This window comes from Seohaeicola sp. (genome assembly GCF_048006315.1).
In the GTDB taxonomy this organism is placed as follows: Bacteria; Pseudomonadota; Alphaproteobacteria; order Rhodobacterales; family Rhodobacteraceae; genus Seohaeicola.
Window position 1 is genome coordinate 374522 of sequence record NZ_CP180350.1, and the last position, 18254, is coordinate 392775.

18 protein-coding genes are annotated in these 18254 nt (G+C 66.6%); 11 read left to right on the top strand and 7 right to left on the bottom strand.

The genetic code is table 11. From position 1 onward, the window contains the following. Positions 1 to 12: 12 nt before the first annotated feature. The 4 genes from ACMUJL_RS01955 to araD are packed head-to-tail and all read right to left on the bottom strand — an operon-like array spanning position 13 to position 4891. Entirely contained in the window at positions 13 to 723 is a 711-nt protein-coding gene (locus ACMUJL_RS01955) for a ribonuclease activity regulator RraA (protein ID WP_375570827.1), read from the bottom strand. 5 nt (positions 724 to 728) lie between these two features. After that, a complete protein-coding gene (locus ACMUJL_RS01960; protein ID WP_375570825.1) occupies positions 729 to 2249 on the bottom strand; it encodes an aldehyde dehydrogenase (NADP(+)) in 1521 nt (506 codons plus the stop codon). 12 nt (positions 2250 to 2261) lie between these two features. Further along, positions 2262 to 3161 carry a dihydrodipicolinate synthase family protein gene (locus tag ACMUJL_RS01965; RefSeq protein WP_068295008.1) on the bottom strand — a complete coding sequence of 300 codons (900 nt, stop codon included), beginning with the start codon at positions 3159 to 3161 and terminating at the stop codon, positions 2262 to 2264. Beyond that, the gene (gene araD, locus ACMUJL_RS01970) at positions 3161 to 4891 is read right to left on the bottom strand and encodes an L-arabinonate dehydratase (RefSeq protein WP_068295005.1); all 1731 of its coding nucleotides are present in this window, start codon (positions 4889 to 4891) and stop codon (positions 3161 to 3163) included. Before araD ends, ACMUJL_RS01965 begins: the two co-directional genes overlap by 1 nt. Positions 4892 to 4972: 81 nt before the next feature. Between araD and ACMUJL_RS01975 the strand changes: the two genes are divergently transcribed. Then, positions 4973 to 5731 carry an HpcH/HpaI aldolase family protein gene (locus tag ACMUJL_RS01975; protein ID WP_375570822.1) on the top strand — a complete coding sequence of 253 codons (759 nt, stop codon included), beginning with the start codon at positions 4973 to 4975 and terminating at the stop codon, positions 5729 to 5731. A 5-nt stretch (positions 5732 to 5736) separates the two neighbouring features. Here ACMUJL_RS01975 and ACMUJL_RS01980 read toward each other — a convergent pair whose 3' ends face one another. Next, positions 5737 to 6477, bottom strand: coding sequence for a FadR/GntR family transcriptional regulator (locus ACMUJL_RS01980; RefSeq protein ID WP_068295291.1), 741 nt, complete (start codon positions 6475 to 6477; stop codon positions 5737 to 5739). A gap of 166 nt (positions 6478 to 6643) precedes the next feature. On the opposite strand from ACMUJL_RS01980, the gene ACMUJL_RS01985 reads away from it, so the two are divergent. From ACMUJL_RS01985 to ACMUJL_RS02020, 8 genes are all read left to right on the top strand, one after another. Next, the gene (locus ACMUJL_RS01985; RefSeq protein WP_375570820.1) at positions 6644 to 8335 is read left to right on the top strand and encodes a thiamine pyrophosphate-binding protein; all 1692 of its coding nucleotides are present in this window, start codon (positions 6644 to 6646) and stop codon (positions 8333 to 8335) included. Next, on the top strand, positions 8332 to 9780 hold the full coding sequence (locus ACMUJL_RS01990; protein ID WP_375570818.1) for an FAD-binding oxidoreductase: 1449 nt from the start codon (positions 8332 to 8334) through the stop codon (positions 9778 to 9780). Before ACMUJL_RS01985 ends, ACMUJL_RS01990 begins: the two co-directional genes overlap by 4 nt. Continuing rightward, a complete protein-coding gene (locus ACMUJL_RS01995) occupies positions 9780 to 10412 on the top strand; it encodes a glutathione S-transferase N-terminal domain-containing protein (RefSeq protein WP_375570816.1) in 633 nt (210 codons plus the stop codon). Before ACMUJL_RS01990 ends, ACMUJL_RS01995 begins: the two co-directional genes overlap by 1 nt. Beyond that, entirely contained in the window at positions 10409 to 11149 is a 741-nt protein-coding gene (locus tag ACMUJL_RS02000) for an SDR family oxidoreductase (protein WP_375570814.1), read from the top strand. Before ACMUJL_RS01995 ends, ACMUJL_RS02000 begins: the two co-directional genes overlap by 4 nt. A gap of 12 nt (positions 11150 to 11161) precedes the next feature. Further along, a complete protein-coding gene (locus ACMUJL_RS02005; protein ID WP_375570812.1) occupies positions 11162 to 12103 on the top strand; it encodes a 2-hydroxyacid dehydrogenase in 942 nt (313 codons plus the stop codon). Positions 12104 to 12214: 111 nt separating this feature from the next. Further along, complete coding sequence (locus ACMUJL_RS02010) at positions 12215 to 12559, top strand: RidA family protein (RefSeq protein ID WP_068294989.1); 345 nt, start codon at positions 12215 to 12217, stop codon at positions 12557 to 12559. Positions 12560 to 12720: 161 nt separating this feature from the next. Then, positions 12721 to 12843, top strand: a complete 123-nt coding sequence (locus ACMUJL_RS02015) for a hypothetical protein (protein WP_375570810.1) — start codon at positions 12721 to 12723, stop codon at positions 12841 to 12843. A 60-nt stretch (positions 12844 to 12903) separates the two neighbouring features. Then, entirely contained in the window at positions 12904 to 13248 is a 345-nt protein-coding gene (locus tag ACMUJL_RS02020) for a TfoX/Sxy family protein (protein ID WP_375570809.1), read from the top strand. Between the two features lie 58 nt (positions 13249 to 13306). Here the strand turns inward: ACMUJL_RS02020 and ndk are convergent, their stop codons facing one another. Next, the gene (gene ndk / locus ACMUJL_RS02025; RefSeq protein WP_068294979.1) at positions 13307 to 13729 is read right to left on the bottom strand and encodes a nucleoside-diphosphate kinase; all 423 of its coding nucleotides are present in this window, start codon (positions 13727 to 13729) and stop codon (positions 13307 to 13309) included. Between the two features lie 189 nt (positions 13730 to 13918). On the opposite strand from ndk, the gene ACMUJL_RS02030 reads away from it, so the two are divergent. Continuing rightward, positions 13919 to 14221, top strand: coding sequence for a hypothetical protein (locus tag ACMUJL_RS02030; protein ID WP_068294978.1), 303 nt, complete (start codon positions 13919 to 13921; stop codon positions 14219 to 14221). A 57-nt stretch (positions 14222 to 14278) separates the two neighbouring features. Then, positions 14279 to 16126: a ribosomal protection-like ABC-F family protein gene (gene abc-f / locus ACMUJL_RS02035; protein ID WP_375570808.1), complete on the top strand. Its 1848-nt coding sequence runs from the start codon at positions 14279 to 14281 to the stop codon at positions 16124 to 16126. A 526-nt stretch (positions 16127 to 16652) separates the two neighbouring features. Here the strand turns inward: abc-f and ACMUJL_RS02040 are convergent. After that, a complete protein-coding gene (locus tag ACMUJL_RS02040; RefSeq protein ID WP_375570806.1) occupies positions 16653 to 18197 on the bottom strand; it encodes an ArnT family glycosyltransferase in 1545 nt (514 codons plus the stop codon). Positions 18198 to 18254: the final 57 nt, after the last annotated feature.

Here is an 18254-nt window from a genome sequence, read left to right on the forward strand (position 1 = left end):
TGTGAAACGCCCTCAGCGCCCTTTTTCCTTGCGCCATGCGGCGAAGGTCTCGCCATGTTCGGGCCTGGTGCCAGGATAGAGCCCGATGATCGAGGCACCGGCCTTGACCTGTTCGACGACGAAATCCTCGTAGACCGTCATCTCGGCGGCTTCGGCTGCCACCTCGGCGGCGATGTCCTGCGGGATCACGATGACGCAATCGGCATCCCCCACGATGATGTCGCCGGGAAAGACCGGCGCATCGCCGCATCCGATAGGCACGTTCAGATCCAGCGCCTCGTGCAGCGTCAGGTTCGTGGGGCTGGAAGGGCGCGCGTGATAGGCGGGGATGTCCAGACCGCCGATATCCTGCGCGTCGCGGAAACCGCCATCCGTGACAACGCCAGCGGCACCGCGCATCATCAGCCGGGTGACAAGGATATCGCCCGCCGATGCCGCGCGCGGGTCCTTGCGGCTGTCCATCACCAGAACGGCACCCGCAGGGCAGGTATCGACGGCCACACGCTGCGGATGGTCGGCATTGCGGAACACCGCGATGCCGTTGCGATCCTCGCGCGCGGGGATATAGCGCAGGGTCACCGCAGGCCCCACCATGTTGCGCCCCTTGGGCGCCACCGGATGCACGCCCTGGATCACCTGGCTGCGCAATCCGCGCTTGTAAAGCACCGTCGCCAGCGTGGCGACGGAGACACCCATCAAAGTCTCGCGCAGGGTCTCGTCCATCACGTTCATCCTTCTTGCAGTTCGGCGGGCAGCAGCGCGCCCGGCATGTTCTGATAGGCGACAGGCCGCAGGAACCGGCGGATCGCCATGGTGCCCACGCTTGTCGCGCCGAAATTCGTGCTGGCGGGATAGGGCCCGCCATGCACCATGGCATCGCAGACCTCGACCCCCGTGGGATAGCCATTGGCCAGCACCCGGCCCGCCTTGCGCTCAAGGATCGGCATCAGGCGGCGCGCCAGATCGGTATCGGCGTCCTCCATGTGCAAGGTGCAGGTCAGCTGCCCTTCAAGGGCGCGGGCGATCTCGATCATCTGGTCCGTGTCGCGGACGGTGATCAGGATGCCCAGCGGGCCGAAGACCTCGTGATGCAGGGCCGGATTGGCCTGCCAGTCATCGCCGCTCACGCGCAGCAGCACCGGCAGCGCCGCGCGCCCCTCGGCCGCGCCCGAGGCAAGCGTCTGCACACCCGGCGCCTCACAGGCGGTTTTGCAGCCCGCCCGGTAAGCCTCGGCGATGCCGCCGGTCAGCATGGTCTGGGCCGCCACCTGCCCCAGCGCGGCACAGGCCGTATCGGCAAAGCGCTCAGCATCGGGACCGGCGACGGCGATGACCACGCCGGGATTGGTGCAGAACTGACCTGCCCCCATGGTCAGGCTTGCGGCCCAGCCCTGTGCGATGCCCTCCGCCCGCGCGGCCATGGCGGCGGGCAGCAGGAACATCGGGTTGATGCTGCCCAGCTCGCCGAAGAACGGGATCGGCTCGGGCCGTGCGGCGCAGAGGTCGAACAGCGCCCGCCCTCCGCGCAGACTGCCGGTAAAGCCCACGGCGCGGATCAGCGGATGCGTGACCAGCGCCTGCCCCACCGCATTGCCGCCCCCCTGCAACAGCGCAAAGACACCCGCAGGCATCCCGCAGCGCTGGATCGCGGCATGGATCGCCTCGGCCACGATCTCGGCGGTGCCGGGATGCGCCTGATGGCCGCGCAGCACCACCGGACAGCCCGCCGCCAGTGCGGATGCGGTGTCGCCGCCCACCGTCGAAAAGGCCAGCGGAAAGTTCGACGCGCCGAACACCGCCACGGGGCCAAGCGGCCGCTGGATCATGCGAATGTCAGGGCGCGGCAGCGGCTGGCGATCCGGCAAGGCCGGATCGATACGGATATCCAGGTGATCCTCGTTCAGGATATGCCCGGCGAAGAGGCGCAACTGCCCCGTGGTGCGCCCCCGCTCGCCCTCGATGCGCGCCTGCGGCAAGCCGCTTTCCTGGCAGGCGATCTCGGTGATGGCGGCTGCGCGGGCCTCGATCTCGTCGGCGATGGCCTGCAGCAGGGCAGCCCGTTCCGCGCGGGTCGTCTGCCCATAGGTCCAGAACGCATCCTCGGCGGCGCGGCAGGCCTGATCGACCAGCGCGGGCGTCGCCTCGGAGAACGCGTGGGCCGGTCCATGCGCCGGGTCAGAGCGGAACGTCACCGCACCGGCGATCCAGTCGCCTGCGATCAGGTGGCGTCCGTGGGGAATGAAAGTCATGTTGCAGGTCCTTCAGGTCAGGTTGTTTTCGCGCAGGAACCGGTCCAGTTGCGCGGATTGTGCGTCGGTCAGGGGCCAGGCCGATGGCGGACGCGTCGGCCCGCAGTCCTGCCCCATCGCGGCAAGTGCGGCCTTGACGCCGGTCACGTTGGTGCCGTTCATTTCGGCGGCGCGGATATCCTCGAAGGCCTTCATGCCTGCGATCAGCGCATTGGCGCGGGCGAAGTCCCCCGCCTCAAGTGCTGCATGGATCGCCATCGACCGTTCCGGCCAGACATTGATCAACCCCGAGGTAAAGCCCCGCGCCCCCACGGCATAGAAGGCGGGCGCCCAGATCTCGGCCAGGCCGCCAACCCAGACGATGCCCGGATCACAGGCGGCTTTCGCCTCGGCCAGGCGCATCGGATTGGGCGTGGCCCATTTGACGCCGCGCACGCCGGGCACCGCGCAGAGTGCGGCAATGGCATCGGTGCCGATCGCGTCATTTCGCAGGTAAAGCATCATCGGCAACCCGCCGGACGCGTCGTTGATCGCATGCAGATAGTCCACGATCCCGCGCGGGGCCACGAAGGGATCGGGCGGCTGATGCACCATCAGCGCCGCCGCCCCGGCATCCGCCGACACCCGCGCCAGACGGCAGGCATCGCGGATGCCGCGCCCGATACCGGCCAGAACGGGCGCACGGTCACCGACCATCCCCACGACCGTCGCCGCCATGGCGCAGGCCTCATCCGTTGTCAGCGCATAGAATTCGCCCGTGTTGCCGTTGACCACGGGGATATGCATCCCTGCCCCCAGCGCGCGGTCGATGATCGGCTCCAGCCGATCCGGCGCGATCTCGCCTTGCGAGTCATAGGGGGTGACGAGGATGCCCGAGATGCCGGTCAAGGCGATGTCAAGATCATGTCCCATCAGAAAATATCCGGCTCGCCCGCGGCGGGGCCATGTGCGCGTGTCAGGTAGTCGAAATCGCAGCCCGTATCGGCCTGCCCCACGTGTTTCGAGAACATGTAGCCCCAGCCACGCTGATACCTCGGTTCCGGCGGGGTCCATGCGGCGCGGCGCGCCTCCAGCTCGGCCTCGGGCACCAGCATGTCCAGACGCCGCGCGGCCAGATCCAGCCGCACGGTATCGCCGGTCTTGAGCAGGGCCAGCGGCCCGCCGATGAACGCCTCGGGGGCGACATGCAGCACGCAGGCGCCATAGGATGTGCCCGACATCCGCGCGTCCGAAATCCGCAGCATGTCGCGATGCCCCTGTTTCAGAAGCGCCTTGGGAATGGGCAGCATCCCCCATTCGGGAAAGCCCGGCCCCCCCAGCGGCCCCGCGTTGCGCAGCACCATGACATGATCCGGCGTCACCTCGAGGGTTTCGTCATCCACCGCCTTCTTCATCTGCGCGTAGCTGTCGAAGACCAGCGCCGGGCCTTCATGGGTATAGAATTTCGGATCGCAGGCGGCGGGCTTGATCACCGCGCCATCGGGGCACAGGTTGCCGCGCAGCACCGCCAGCGACCCCTCGGCATAGACCGGGTTCGACAACGGGCGGATCACGTCGTCATTGTAGACCTGCGCGGCGGCGATATTCTCGCCCACCGTGGTGCCTGCCACCGTCATGCAGGACAGGTCCAGCCGGTCCGATATCTGCTTCATCATCGCCAGCAAACCGCCCGCGTAATAGAAATCCTCCATCAGGTAATCGCTGCCCGAGGGGCGGATATTGGCCAGCAAGGGCGTCACGCGCCCCAGCGCATCCAGATCGTCAAGGCTCAGATCGACACCCGCCCGCCGCGCCATGGCGATCAGATGCACCACCGCATTGGTGGAACAGCCCGTCGCCATCGCCACGATTGCGGCATTGCGCACGGCGGCGGGGGTCACGATCCGGTCGGGCGTCAGATCCTCCCAGACCATGTCGACGATGCGCCGCCCGCTGCCGCTGGCCATGCGGCCGTGGTTGCTGTCGACGGCGGGGATCGACGAGGCACCGGGCAGCGTCAGGCCCAGCGAATCCGCGATGGCGGTCATCGTGCTGGCGGTTCCCATCGTCATGCAGACCCCGTGGCTGCGCGCGATCCCGCCCTGCACGCCGCGCCATTCCGCGTCCGAGATATTGCCCGCGCGTCGCTCGTCCCAGTATTTCCAGGCATCCGAGCCTGATCCCAGCACGCGCCCCGCGTAATTGCCGCGCAGCATCGGCCCCGCAGGCATGTAGATGAAGGGCACGCCCGCCGACAGCGCCCCCATGATCAGCGCGGGCGTGGTCTTGTCGCAGCCCCCCATCAGCACGACGCCGTCAAAGGGGTGCGAGCGGATCACCTCCTCGGTCTCCATCGCCAGCATGTTGCGATAGATCATCGAGGTGGGTTTGGTGAACTGCTCGTCCACCGACAGCACCGGCATCTCGACCGGAAAGCCCCCGGCCTGCAGGACGCCGCGCTTCACCTCCTTGGCGCGTTCGGGAAAATGGCCGTGGCAGGAATTGATCTCGGACCATGTGTTCAGGACACCGATGATTGGCTTGCCCCGGAACTCTTCCTCGGCATAGCCGAGCTGCATCATGCGCGAGCGGTGGCCGAAGCTGCGCAGATCGTCCGGGGCGAACCATCGGGCAGATCGCAGTGTATCGGGGGTCTTGGTCATCGGAGGATCCTTCGGGACTTGGGGGCTGCGGGAATTGCGGCTATAGCGGTCAGGTCAAGGGCTGAGGAAACGGGAGGTTCCATGTCGCGCAATCGTCTGAAAACAGGTCTGGCCGAAAAGCGGCCCATGGCAGGGCTGTGGCTGTCGCTGGATGCACCCGCCGCCACGGAAATCGCCGCAGGCAGCGGCGCGGACTGGCTGCTGATCGACATGGAACATTCGCCCACGGGGCTGGATTCCGTCGTGCATCACCTGCGGGCGGCCATGGCGGGACCGGTCGAAGCCGTGGTGCGGGTGCCAAGCGCCGAACCCGTGACGGTCAAGCGGGTGCTGGATCTGGGCGCGCGCAGCCTGATGTTTCCGATGATCGACAGCGCCGAGGATGCGGCCCGCGCCGTCAGCTACACGCGCTATCCGCCGCACGGGATGCGCGGGCTGTCCATGACCACGCGGGCCAACAATTACGGGCGCGATCCGGGTTATCTGAAAGACCATGTCGACGATCTTTGCGTGATCGTGCAGGTCGAAACCCCGCAGGCGGTGGCGGCCATCCCGCAGATCGCGGCGGTGCCGGGTGTGGATGCGATCTTTGTCGGCCCCGCCGATCTGTCGGCGGCCATGGGTCACCTGGGCGGCGCGCAACACCCCGATGCGCAGGCCATGATCGACCATGCCCGCAGCCTTGCCGCAGACGCAGGCAAGCCCATCGGCATCCTTGGCTTCGGCCCGGACCTGGCGCGCGGCTATTTCGCGCGCGGCTTCGATTTCGTGGCCGTGGCGGGCGACAGCTGGCTTCTGGCGCGGCAGATGGATGCCGTCATTGCCAGCCTCAAGGGCTGATCGCCTCATGCCCGCCGCTCCTGATCGGTGACGCGGCGGCGGGCCTGGACCAGATGATAGCTCATCAGCAGTTCCGCGCCCTCGGCGTCGCGGCTGCGGATCGCCTCGAGGATCTGGCGGTGTTCGTCCAGAACCGCCTCGATCCGCGCCTCGCTGCCCGCGCTGGTCAATTGTTGCGCCACCCCGATGGCCTGCAGCATCAGACCGCGCGTCGCGTTCAGCATGTCGCAGAAAATTTCGTTGCCGCTGGCTTCGGCCACGGCCATGTGAAAATCGAAATCGGCCTCGCGCACGGGTTTGCGGGCGCGCATCGTGTGTTCCATGTGATCCAGCGCCGCCTCGATCCGTTCGATGTCGCGCGGGGTGGCGCGCAGGGCGGCATGGCGGGCGGCGGCGGCCTCAAGCGACAGGCGCGCCTCCATGCAGCGCATCAACCCCGCCACGTCATCGGCGCGCGCATGTTCGATCAGGCCCTGTGGCGGGCGGCGGCGTACGAAACTGCCCACCCCGTGCTGCGCCGCCACGATCCCGTCATCGCGCAACCGCGCCAGCGCTTCGCGCACCACGGGGCGCGACACCTCGAACCTTTCGCTGATCTGATGCTCGGACGGCAGCTTGTCGCCTTCGGCCAGCTGCCCCGAGGCGATCAGTTCAAGAATGCGGCCATAGATCTGGTCGGCCAGCGTCTCGCGCTTGCGGATCGTGGCGTTCAGCAGCGGATCCTCGGATTTGCCGGGCGGTGTCATCGCGAACACCCGATACGGACAGGTCTGGCTGTAACGAACATGGGCATTTCCGGCTGGTCTCCTCTCTCCGGGATGCAGCATGCACATCCCGGTGCATGTTGTAAACATTATTGACAACCCCAAGCCGTTCGGGCGAGACAGGGACAAGAACAGCAAGGAGCGGGCGATGACACAGGCCAATACTTCAACGGCGCGCACGGCGGGCAAGGTTCTTGTGGATCAGCTTCTCGTGCATGGGGCCGATACCGCCTTCTGCGTGCCGGGCGAAAGCTATCTCGAGGTGCTGGATGCGCTGCACGATGTTTCTGACCGCTTCACCCTCATAAATGCCCGCCACGAGGCCGGCGCCGCCAACATGGCCGAGGCTTACGGCAAGCTGACCGGCAAGCCCGGCATCGCCATGGTCACGCGCGGCCCCGGCGCCTGCCATGCCTGCATCGGGGTGCATATCGCCCAGCAGGACAGCACGCCGATGATCCTGCTGATCGGCCAGGTCGGGCGCGACATGATCGACCGCGAGGCGTTCCAGGAGGTCGATTACAAGCAGATGTTCGGCGGCCTTGCCAAATGGGTGGCCCAGATCGACAGCCCCGAACGGGTGCCCGAATACATGGCCCGCGCCTTTCGCGTGGCCACATCGGGCCGCCCCGGCCCGGTGGTTCTGGCCCTGCCCGAGGACATGCTGACCACAGCCGTCACCGTCGCGGATGCGCGCCCCTACAGCGTCACCCGCGCGCAGGTGACGCCAGCGCAGGTGACGCAGATCACCGATCTTCTGGCGCAGGCCGAACGCCCGATGCTGCTGCTGGGCGGCTCTGGCTGGACCGATGCCGCAGCGGATGCCATCCGTCGCTTTGCCGAAGGCAACCGCCTGCCGGTGACCACGTCGTTCCGGCGTCAGGACGCGATCGACAACCGCTCGGACAGCTACGTGGGCGAGTTCGGCACCGCCACCGCAGCAGCGCTGCACAAACGCATGGCCGAGGCCGACATGGTGCTGGTCCTGGGCGCGCGCCTGGGCGAGATGACCACGAAGGGCTATACCAACCTGACCCCGCCCGAGACACGGCAACGCCTGATCCATGTGCATCCCGACCCCGACGAGATCGGCCGCGTCTATGGTCCCGAACTGGGGATTGCCGCCGATATGGAGGGACTGGCGCTGGCGCTGGGCGGTGTCGATCTGGCCCGGCAGAACAAATGGGGCGACTGGTGCGCCACGCTGCGCGGCGAATACATGGCCGATACCGCCCGTCCCGCCGATGGCGGCTGGGCGCTGGACATGGGACAGGCGCTTTGCGATATCCGCGATGCGCTGCTCGCCGACACGGTCATCACGCTGGACGCGGGCAATCACACCGGCTGGGCGCAGCGGTTCCTGCGCTTTGGCCGACCGGGACGCGAGATCGGATCGACCTGCGGCTCCATGGGGTATTCGGTGCCCGCCGCCGTGGCTGCAAGCCTGCTCAATCCGGGGCGGCTGGTGTTGTCGATGGTGGGCGATGGCGGCTTCATGATGAGCGGGCAGGAACTGACGGTCGCCGCGCAATACGGGGCCACGCCCATCGTGCTTTTGTTCAACAACGGCATGTATGGCACGATCCGCATGCACCAGGAACGCGACCACCCGCTGCGGGTGTCGGGCACGGAACTCAAGACCCATGATTTCGTGCGCATGGCCGAAGGCTATGGCTGCCATGCCGAACGCGTGACCGCCACCGCCGATTTCGGCCCGGCGCTGGAGCGCGCCCGCGCCTCGGGGCGGCCTGCGGTGCTGGAACTGGTGACCGATCCCGAACAGATCACCTCGCGCACAACCATCGCCAAGCTGCGCGCTGCCGCCGGCGTCAAGGCATGACCCTGCCCGCCGATCTTCTGGCGGATCTGCGCGCGGCGGTGGGGGATGCCCATGTCTGGACCGATCCCGCGCGCCTTGCCCCGCACGAGGTCGAGGATCGCGGCCGCTGGAAGGGTCATGCGCTGGCCGTGGTGCGCCCCGCCAGCACCGATGAGGTATCCGCCGTGGTCCGCCTCTGCCATGCCGCGCGCGTGCCCATGGTGCCCCAGGGCGGCAACACTGGGTTGGTCGGCGGCGGCGTGCCTGACGGGGCCGTGGTGATCGCCATGGGCCGGATGAACCGGATCCGCGCGGTCGATCCACTGAACGCCACCCTCACGGTCGAGGCGGGCTGCACCCTTGCCGCGATCCAGACGGCCGCCGATGACGCGGGCCAGCTTTTCCCGCTGTCGCTCGCCTCGCAAGGGACCTGCCAGATCGGCGGGAACCTGTCGACCAACGCGGGCGGCACCGCAGTGCTGCGCTATGGCACCACGCGCGACCTTGTGCTGGGCATCGAGGCGGTTCTGCCTTCGGGCGAGGTGCTGAACACCCTCAGCGCGCTGCGCAAGGACAACACGGGCTACGCGCTGCGCGACCTGATGATCGGGGCCGAAGGCACGCTGGGCATCATCACCGCGGCCGTGCTGCGTCTGTTCCCGCGCCCCGCCGCGACCGTAACGGCCATGGCCGCCTGCGCGGGGCCCGAACAGGCGCTGGCGATCTTCGACATCCTGCGCGCCCGCTGCGGCGACAGCCTTGGCGCCTTCGAATACATCGAACGTTTCGGCATCCAGATGGTGCTGGATCACCTGCCCGGCGCGCGCGATCCGCTGGCGGACCCGCATCCGGCCTATGTGCTGATCGAACTCACCTCGCCCGACCCCGGCGCCGGGCTCGAGGCGCGCATGGAACGCGCGCTGGCGCAGGCGATGGAGGACGGGCTGATCCCCGATGCGGTCATCGCCACGTCGCAGACCCAGTCGCAGGCGCTCTGGTCCTTGCGCGAAGCCATGTCCGACATGCAGAAACACGCCGGTGCCTCGATCAAGCATGACGTGGCTGTGCCCGTCTCGCGGGTGGCGGAATTCATCACCCGTGGCATCGCGGCCTGCCGGACGCATATGCCCGATGTGCGCCCCTGCCCCTTCGGCCATTTCGGCGACGGCAATATCCATTTCAACCTGACCCGCCCCGCGACCATGACGGATGCCGATTTCCTGGCCCATTACGACGCCTTCAACCGCATCGTGCATGACCTTGTGGCCGGGATGGGCGGCTCGATCTCGGCCGAACACGGCATCGGCCTTGCCAAGCGGGACGAGCTTCCGCTCTACAAGGATCGCGTGGCCCTCGCGCTCTGCCGCACGATCAAGGCCGCGATCGACCCGGACAACCTGATGAACCCCGGCAAGGTGATCGCCATGCACGACACCCCCAGCCGCCCCCTGGAAAGGATAGCCTGATGATCGATCTCTACACATGGACCACCCCCAACGGGCGCAAGGTCTCGATCCTGCTGGAGGAACTTGGCCTGCCCTATGCCGCCCACGCGGTGAACATCGGCAAGGATGAACAGTTCGCCCCCGATTTCCTCAAGATCTCGCCCAACAACAAGATCCCAGCCATCGTGGATCACGACACCGGCGTCAGCCAGTTCGAATCCGGTGCGATCATGATCTACCTGGCCGAGACATACGGGAAATTCCTGCCCACCGAGGTCAAGGCCCGCGCCGCCGTGATGCAATGGCTGATGTGGCAGATGGGCGGCTTTGGCCCGATGCTGGGACAGGCGCATGTCTTCCTCAAGTTCAATCGCGGCCTGTCGCAACCCGCCGAGGAACGCTTCGCCAAGGAAGCCAAGCGCCTTTACGGCGTGCTCGACCGGCAACTGGCCGATCACGAATATGTCGCGGGCGACTATTCCATCGCCGACATGGCGATCTTTCCCTGGGCCGCGCGCCATGACTGGCACGAGATCGACCTGACCGCCTTCCCCAATGTCCTGCGCTGGTATCGCCAGGTGGCCGCACGCCCCGCCGTGCAGCGCGGCTACCAGGTGCCCAGCGACATGGGCCCGATCCCGATGCCCGCATGACCGCGCGCACCATCATCGTCACCGGTGCCGGCAGCGGCATCGGCCGCGCCACGGCGCGCCTGGCGCTGGCGCAGGGCTGGCGCGTGGCCCTGCTGGGCCGGCGCGCCGCGGCGCTGACCGACAGTGCCGAAGGGCATGCAAACGCCCTTGTCCTGCCCTGTGACGTGACGGACGAGGCGGCGGTGAATGCCGCCTTCGACACCGTCATGCAGACCTGGGGCCGGATCGACGTGCTGTTCAACAACGCGGGCCGCAACCTTGGGGCGGACACGCCGGACCTGATCGCGCCCGATGATTTCCGCGCGGTGCTGGATGTGAACGTGACGGGCGTGTTCCTTTGCGCCCGCGCGGCCTTTGCCCGGATGCGCGCGCAGGAACCGCAGGGCGGGCGCATCATCAACAACGGCTCGATCAGCGCCCATGCGCCGCGCCCCGGCACCATCGCCTACACGGCCGCAAAACACGCGGTCACCGGCATGACACGCGCCCTGTCGCTTGACGGGCGCCCCTTCGGGATCGCCTGCGGGCAGATCGACATCGGCAATGCCATGTCCGGGATGGCCGACCGCATGGCCAAGGGGGTGATGCAGGCCGATGGCGCGATCCGTCCCGAGGCGATGATCGATGTCTCTGTCGTGGCCGACAGCGTGTTGCACATGGCCAGCCTGCCCGATGGCGCCAATGTGCAGTTCCTGACAGTCATGCCCACGACCATGCCCTTCATCGGACGCGGATAAGGAACAGCCCATATGACCGAGGTTCTCAGCATCGGCACCTATGCCGCCATGGACGCGCAGGCCCTGCGCGCCGAATTCGGCGGGCCGGAACTGCCCGCGCTGGCCGATCTGGACAGCCTGCCGCAAGCGGCGCGGGACGCCGTGATCGCCATGGCCTGCAAAAGCCACGAGGCGCTGGGCCCCGCCCAGATGGACAAGCTGCCCAACCTCAAGCTGATCGCCCGCTACGGCGTGGGCTACGAGGCCGTGGACCTTGCCGCCGCCGCCGCGCGGGGCATCACCGTGACCAATACCCCCGACGTGCTGAATGACGACGTGGCCGATCTGGGTGTCGCCATCTGGCTGGGGCTGCTGCGCGAGGTCGAGCGCGGCATCGCCAATGTCCGCAGCGGCGATTGGGCCAATGGCGGGCCTCCACTGGCGCGCAAGGCCACCGGGCGGCGCGTGGGCATCATGGGGCTGGGCCGCATCGGGCGCGAATTGGCAGACAGGCTGGCCGCCTTCAAATGCGAGGTCCATTACAGCGCCCGCAGCCCAAAGGACACGCCGCAGGGCTGGCAGTTTCACGACAATGCCCTGTCGCTGGCCACGGCGGTCGATGATCTTTTCGTCACGGTCGTGGGCGGCCCGGAAACCGAGAACCTGATCGACGCGGGCGTTCTGGCGGCGCTGGGGGCGGACGGGCATCTGATCAACCTGTCGCGCGGCAGCGTCGTGGACGAGGGCGCGCTGCTGGCGGCCCTTGACGCGGGCGGGATCCGTGGCGCGGGTCTTGATGTCTTTCGCAACGAACCGCGCCCCGATCCGCGCCTTGTGACGCGCCCGGATGTTCTGCCCCTGCCCCATATCGCCACCGCCACCATCGAGACCCGCACCCGGATGGGGGAAATGCAACGCGCCAATATCCGCGCGGTGCTGGATGGCAAGCCCGCCCTGACACCGGTGCCATTCTAGCCAGGGCGCTTGTCGCAGGCCCTTGCACAGCTTGCCCCGCGCGGCTATCCGCAAGATCAGGCGCGCGCCCCACGGGCGGGCGCAACCACCGCCCCAACGAAAGGACAGCCCATGATCGAACGTATCGGAACCGGCCCGCGCATGAGCGCGATCGTCAAGCACAACGGCACCATCTACCTGGCCGGTCAGGTCGGCGAAGGCGCCACCGTCGCGGAACAGACCGCCGATTGCCTGCGCCAGGTGGACGAGTTGCTGGCCAAGGCCGGCAGCGACAAGACCCATATCCTGCAGACCATCATCTGGCTGGCCGACATGGCCGATTTCGCCGAAATGAACGCCGTCTGGGATGGCTGGGTGCCCCAGGGTCACACCCCGGCCCGCGCCACCGGCGAGGCCAAGCTGGCAGCCCCGAAATACCGCGTCGAGATCATCGTGACCGCCGCCGAAAAGGCGTGATCGGGGCCTGACCCCACCTGCACGACCCATCGGGCGTCGCCATGTTTCTGCCACAATGCAGACACGGCGGCGCCCTTTTGTTGCGTCATCCTGCTTTTGTTAACAAGTTTTCATCCCTCTGGCCCAGATCGGACCGTCAGGGGCTCTGGCAGGACAAGATCATGGCGCAATCTGCAACACCGAAACCGCAAGCCGCACCGCAGCCGACCCCGGCGCCCGTCACGGCGTCATCGGGTGCCGCCACAGGGCGCGACCCGGTTTTCACGGATTTCGCCAGTATCTGACAGCCCCACCTCAGGTGCGCCGATGGTGACAGCGCGGTCGCGCACTGGCACAGTTGCGCCATGTCCACATCTGTTACCACGATTCCCAATATCGGCCCCGCCTTCGCGCGGGATCTGGCGCGCGCGGGCATCCACAGCGCCGAGGATCTGCGCCCCCTTGGCCCCGATGCCGCCTATGGCCGGATGATCGCCGCCGGGGTGCGACCGCATTTCATCGGGTATTACGTGCTGGTCATGGCCTTGCAGGGCCGCCCCTGGAACGACTGCAAGGGCGCCGAGAAAGCAGCGCTGCGCGTTCGCTTCGACGCGCTGAAGGCCACCCATGACGACACCGATCTGCGCCACCTCGAGGCGGTGCTGGATGCCCTGGGGGTCGTGACCCCGGACAGGCTTGCGCGGCGCTGAGCAAAGAAAAAGGGGGCGCCATCCGGCACCCCCTCTAGTCCGTCACAAGACGAATGGATCAGCCGACCAGTTCCAGACCTGCGAAGAAATAGGCGATTTCTTCCGCAGCGGTTTCCGGCGCGTCCGACCCGTGGACCGAGTTCTCGCCCTTGGAGATCGCGAAATCCTTGCGGATGGTGCCTTCGGCGGCTTCTGCCGGATCGGTGGCGCCCATCACGCCGCGATAGGTGGCGATGGCGTCTTCGCCTTCCAGAACCTGCACGACGACCGGCTCGGAGGCCATGAACTCGCACAGTTCGTCATAGAAGGGGCGCGCAGCGTGCACGGCATAGAACTGACCGGCCTGTGCCTTGGTCATGTGGATGCGCTTCTGCGCGACGATGCGCAGGCCAGCGGCTTCGATCTTGGCGTTGATCGCGCCGGTCAGGTTACGCTTGGTGGCGTCGGGCTTGATGATGGAAAAGGTGCGCTGAATGGCCATGAGGCTCACTCCCTTGCTTGTGTTGAAAATTGCGCTGCCTCTAACACGGGGTTTTCCGGGGTGAAAGGGGATATCTGCCGCAAAAGGCCGATGGGCCCGGATGAGGGGTTGTTATTTCTGAGCGTTTTAGTAAGTCTTTGCGCAGCCAGCCGTGCAAGCCAGAACAACACACAATCCAAGGATGACACTATGTTTCTGAAGCCCCTGCTTGCCCCGGCCCTCATCGCGCTGTCCCTCGGCCCGGCGCTGGCCGATGCGCCCGCGCCGATCCCGCTGACCTACGCGGTCTTCGAAGTCTCCGTCCCCCATATCGACCTGGCCGCCTGCCCGGCCGACATGGACCTGGCCGGCGCCGCCGCAGATGACGTTTTCTGCCGCGCCACGGTGAACGCGGATGCCTTTCACGTCTATGTCTTCGCATTGGACGGCGACAGCCCGGCCATCGCCTATCGCAGTTACCCGGTCGATGGTGTCGAAACCCTGATGAAATAGGCGATTTTCGCCTGATCGACATTGACACGGGCGGGGCGCTGGTTCATCGCTCCGCCCATGTTACGCATCACCGATCTTACCTTCAACATCGAAGGCCGCCCGCTTTTCGAGGCCGCTTCGGCCACCATCCCGACAGGTCACAAGGTTGGCCTGATCGGCCGCAATGGCGCGGGCAAAACCACGCTGTTCAAGCTGATCCGGGGCGAACTGCCCCTGGAAGGCGGCACGATATCCCTGCCCGCCCGCGCCCGTATCGGCGGTGTCGCGCAAGAGGTGCCCGGCAACGAAGTGTCGTTGCTGGACACGGTGCTGGCTGCTGATACCGAACGCGCCCAACTGCTGGCCGAGGCCGAAACCGCGACCGATCCCGCCCGCATCGGCGAGGTGCAGACACGCCTTGCCGATATCGACGCCTGGTCGGCCGAGGCGCGCGCCTCATCCATCCTGCGGGGCCTGGGCTTTGACGCCGCTGAACAGCTGATGCCCTGCTCGGCCTTCTCGGGCGGCTGGCGGATGCGCGTCGCGCTGGCGGCGGTGCTTTTCTCGCAGCCCGATTACCTGCTGCTGGACGAACCGACCAACTATCTCGACCTCGAGGGTGCGCTCTGGCTGGAAAACTACCTCGTCAAATATCCGCATACCGTGCTGATCATCAGCCATGATCGCGAGCTGCTGAACCGCGCCGTGGGCGGCATCCTGCATCTCGAAGACCGCAAGCTGACCTATTACTCGGGCAACTATGACCAGTTCGCCCGCCAGCGCGCCGCCCAACGCGCGATCCTGACCGCCGCCGCCAAGAAACAGGACGCCCGCCGCGCCCATCTGCAAAGCTTCGTGGACCGGTTCAAGGCCAAGGCCAGCAAGGCCAAGCAGGCGCAATCGCGCGTCAAGATGCTGGAAAAGATGGAAACCATCCGCGCGCCCGAAGATGCCGCGCGTACGGTCTTTTCCTTCCCCGAGCCTGAGGAGCTGTCGCCCCCTATCATCTCGATCGAGAATGGCAGCGTGGGCTATGGCGACACGGTCGTGTTGCGCAACCTCAACCTGCGTATCGATCAGGATGACCGGATCGCCCTTCTGGGCAAGAACGGTCAGGGCAAATCGACGCTGTCGAAACTGCTGTCCGGCCGTCTGGCCGCGATGGGCGGCAAGACCACGCAATCCAGCAAGCTGCGCATCGGCTTTTTCGCGCAACACCAGGTGGATGAACTGCGCATCGAGGAAACGCCGCTGCAACACCTGCTGCGCGAACGCCCCGCGGAAGGTCAGGCCAAGCTGCGCGCGCGTCTGGCAGGCTTCGGCCTTGGCGCCGCGCAGGCCGAGACCGAGGTGGGACGCCTGTCAGGGGGGCAGAAGGCCCGCCTGTCGCTGCTCCTTGCCACCCTGCCCGCGCCGCATCTGCTGATCCTCGACGAGCCGACAAACCACCTCGACATCGAAAGCCGCGAGGCGCTGGTCGAGGCGCTGACCGCCTATTCCGGCGCCGTGATCCTTGTCAGCCACGACATGCATCTTCTGTCGATGGTCGCGGACCGGCTGTGGCTTGTCTCGGACGGGACCGTGCGACCCTATGAGGAAGACCTTGAAACCTATCGGAAAATGCTGCTGCAATCCGATGCCCCCGCGAAGGCCAAGGACAAGCCCAAGGAAGCCGCGCCCAAGCCCAGCCGCGACCAGATCATGGCCCTGCGCGCCGATGTGCGCAAATGCGAAGAGCGGGTGAACAAGCTCAACGAGATGGGCGACAAGCTGGCCAAGAAGCTGGCCGATCCCACCCTTTACGACGAGCGCAAGGACGAGCTGGTCGTCTGGCAGAAGAAATACGCCGAACTGCGCGAGGCGCTGGAACGTGCCGAAGGCATGTGGATGACCGCGCTGGAAAAACTGGAAAAGGCCGAGGCGTAAGCCCGGCCTTTCATCCCCCCGCGCGCGCGCCGACCAGCGGGGTGGCGATGCAACGCCCATTCGGCGCGCTTTATCCCCGCCCGGTCTTCGGCCCTCTGTTAAGTCCGCAACCCTCGTAAGTCCGCAACCCTCGCAAAATCGCCGCCGCAACCTCGCCCCAAGCCGCGCGATCGCCGACCCGCGGGGTGGCGATGCAACGCCCATTCAGCGGGCTTTATCCCCGCCCGGTCTTCGAGCCTCAGTTCATCTCACAACAGTCGCAAAATCGCCGCCCCAGGGGGCGGGTCGGCGATCGCGCGGCGGCGCGTACCGCGCCTTGATTCCGCGCGGGGGGGGGCAAATTGCTAAGGGCAGCTTGCGTCCCATCCTGGATGTTCCAAGACATTCCACCGGAAGGCTGGAAAACTCTCAGGTGCAGATGTCATCCGCCCCCGATCGTCAATTTTCTCCCAACGCCTCCACGCAACCCGTTGAAATCCCATACATCGAAAACTGTCCCATCATGGGACACTCCCCTCCAAGCGGATCAGCGGCCCTTGTCCTCGATGTTCCAGACGGCCCAAGTATCCCTCTTGCGGTAGCGGATGGTGTGCTGCGGCGCCCAGTCGGGCCTTGTGGCCTGGTCGATCCGCCCGACGATCAGCCCTTCGGGGTTGGCCTGCACGAAGGCGTCAATCGCGGCATCGTCCGGCAGCAGCGTCAGCGGCGCCTGCAAACGACCCGCGAAATGGAAATCCCCGCGATAGTCGGATCCGGCATAGCCGACACTTCCATCACGTTCCGCGATGATCCCCGCGATCTCCTTGGGGGACATGATCTTGCCTGCGGGGCCGATGAAATAGGCCGTGTTCAGCGCCAGCGCCAGGGCGGGCACTGTCAGCCAGACCAGCCCCGGCCACCGCATCAGGACCGCCAGCGCAAGCACGAGTGGCACGAGGATGACAAAGGCAAGCGGAAGATCGAGAAAGTCTGAAACCTGCTGGCCCAAAACCCCCGTCGGCAGCGCCAGGACCACCGCCATCACCCCGACCAGCACCGCCGCCACGATCCAGGGTCGGCCGCGGCGCAGGGGCCAGCGATTGGCCAGCAGCAGAGCGGCCGCGGGCATCGCCGGCAGAAGATAATCGGGCTGTTTGCCGCTGATCAGGCTGAACAGGATGAAGGGCCCCAGGAACCAGGCAAGGGCGAATTTCTCGACATCGTCCAGTGGCCGGGACCGCCAGAAACCGGGGATCGCGATCCAGGGAAACAGCAGCATCGGCAGAACGGCGCCATAGAACCACCAGGGTTCGGCATGGGCGAAACTGTTCACGACGCGCCCCGCGCTCTGGGTCCAGAGGATCTCTTCGCGGTAGGTGGCATCCCCCGTGATGAAGGCGGGCACAAGCCATAGGGCGACGAGGCCAAGCGCCACAAGCAAGGCCGCCAGCAGGCCGGTCACACTGAAGCGGCCCGGCCCCGCCCACCAGCGCATGGCCAGCACCAGCGGCAGGGCATGCACGAAGATCACGGGGCCCTTGGCATAGACGCCGAACCCCAATGCAACGCCGAAGGCCAGCCAGTGCGACAGGCGCGGCGCGGGCGTCATGCCGATCCGCCAGAGGGCGGCGGCACATGTCACCATGGCCAGCATCAGGATACCGTCGAAATTGGTTTCGCCCCCGAAAAAGTAGAAGGGCACCATCGTGCCAAGGATCACGATGGCGGCATTGCCGAACTGGCCACCCGGGCGCATGCGGTCCGCCAGACGCCCCGTCAGCCAAAGCGCCAGAATGGACAGGGCCGGCGCGACAAGACGCGCGGCATATTCACTGATGCCGGGCAACCAGACCAGGTTGATCAGCCAGAACAGCAGCGGCGGCTTGTGACTGTAGGGCACGCCATTCTGGAACGGCACCAACCAGTGAGGCCCGGTCAGCATTTCCCAGGCGACCCCCAGGTAGCGCGTCTCGTTCGTGGGCATCATCGGACGCATCACGACATCCAGCACGAAGACCATGGCCATGACCAGCAGCACGACATGGCGGCGCGGTGCAGGCGTACCCGCCTGCTCTTCGTTCCTGTCCGTCATGACGGAACACTCCCCGGATTGATCAAAAGCATTTGCGCGCAAGCTCGTCCCTTGGGG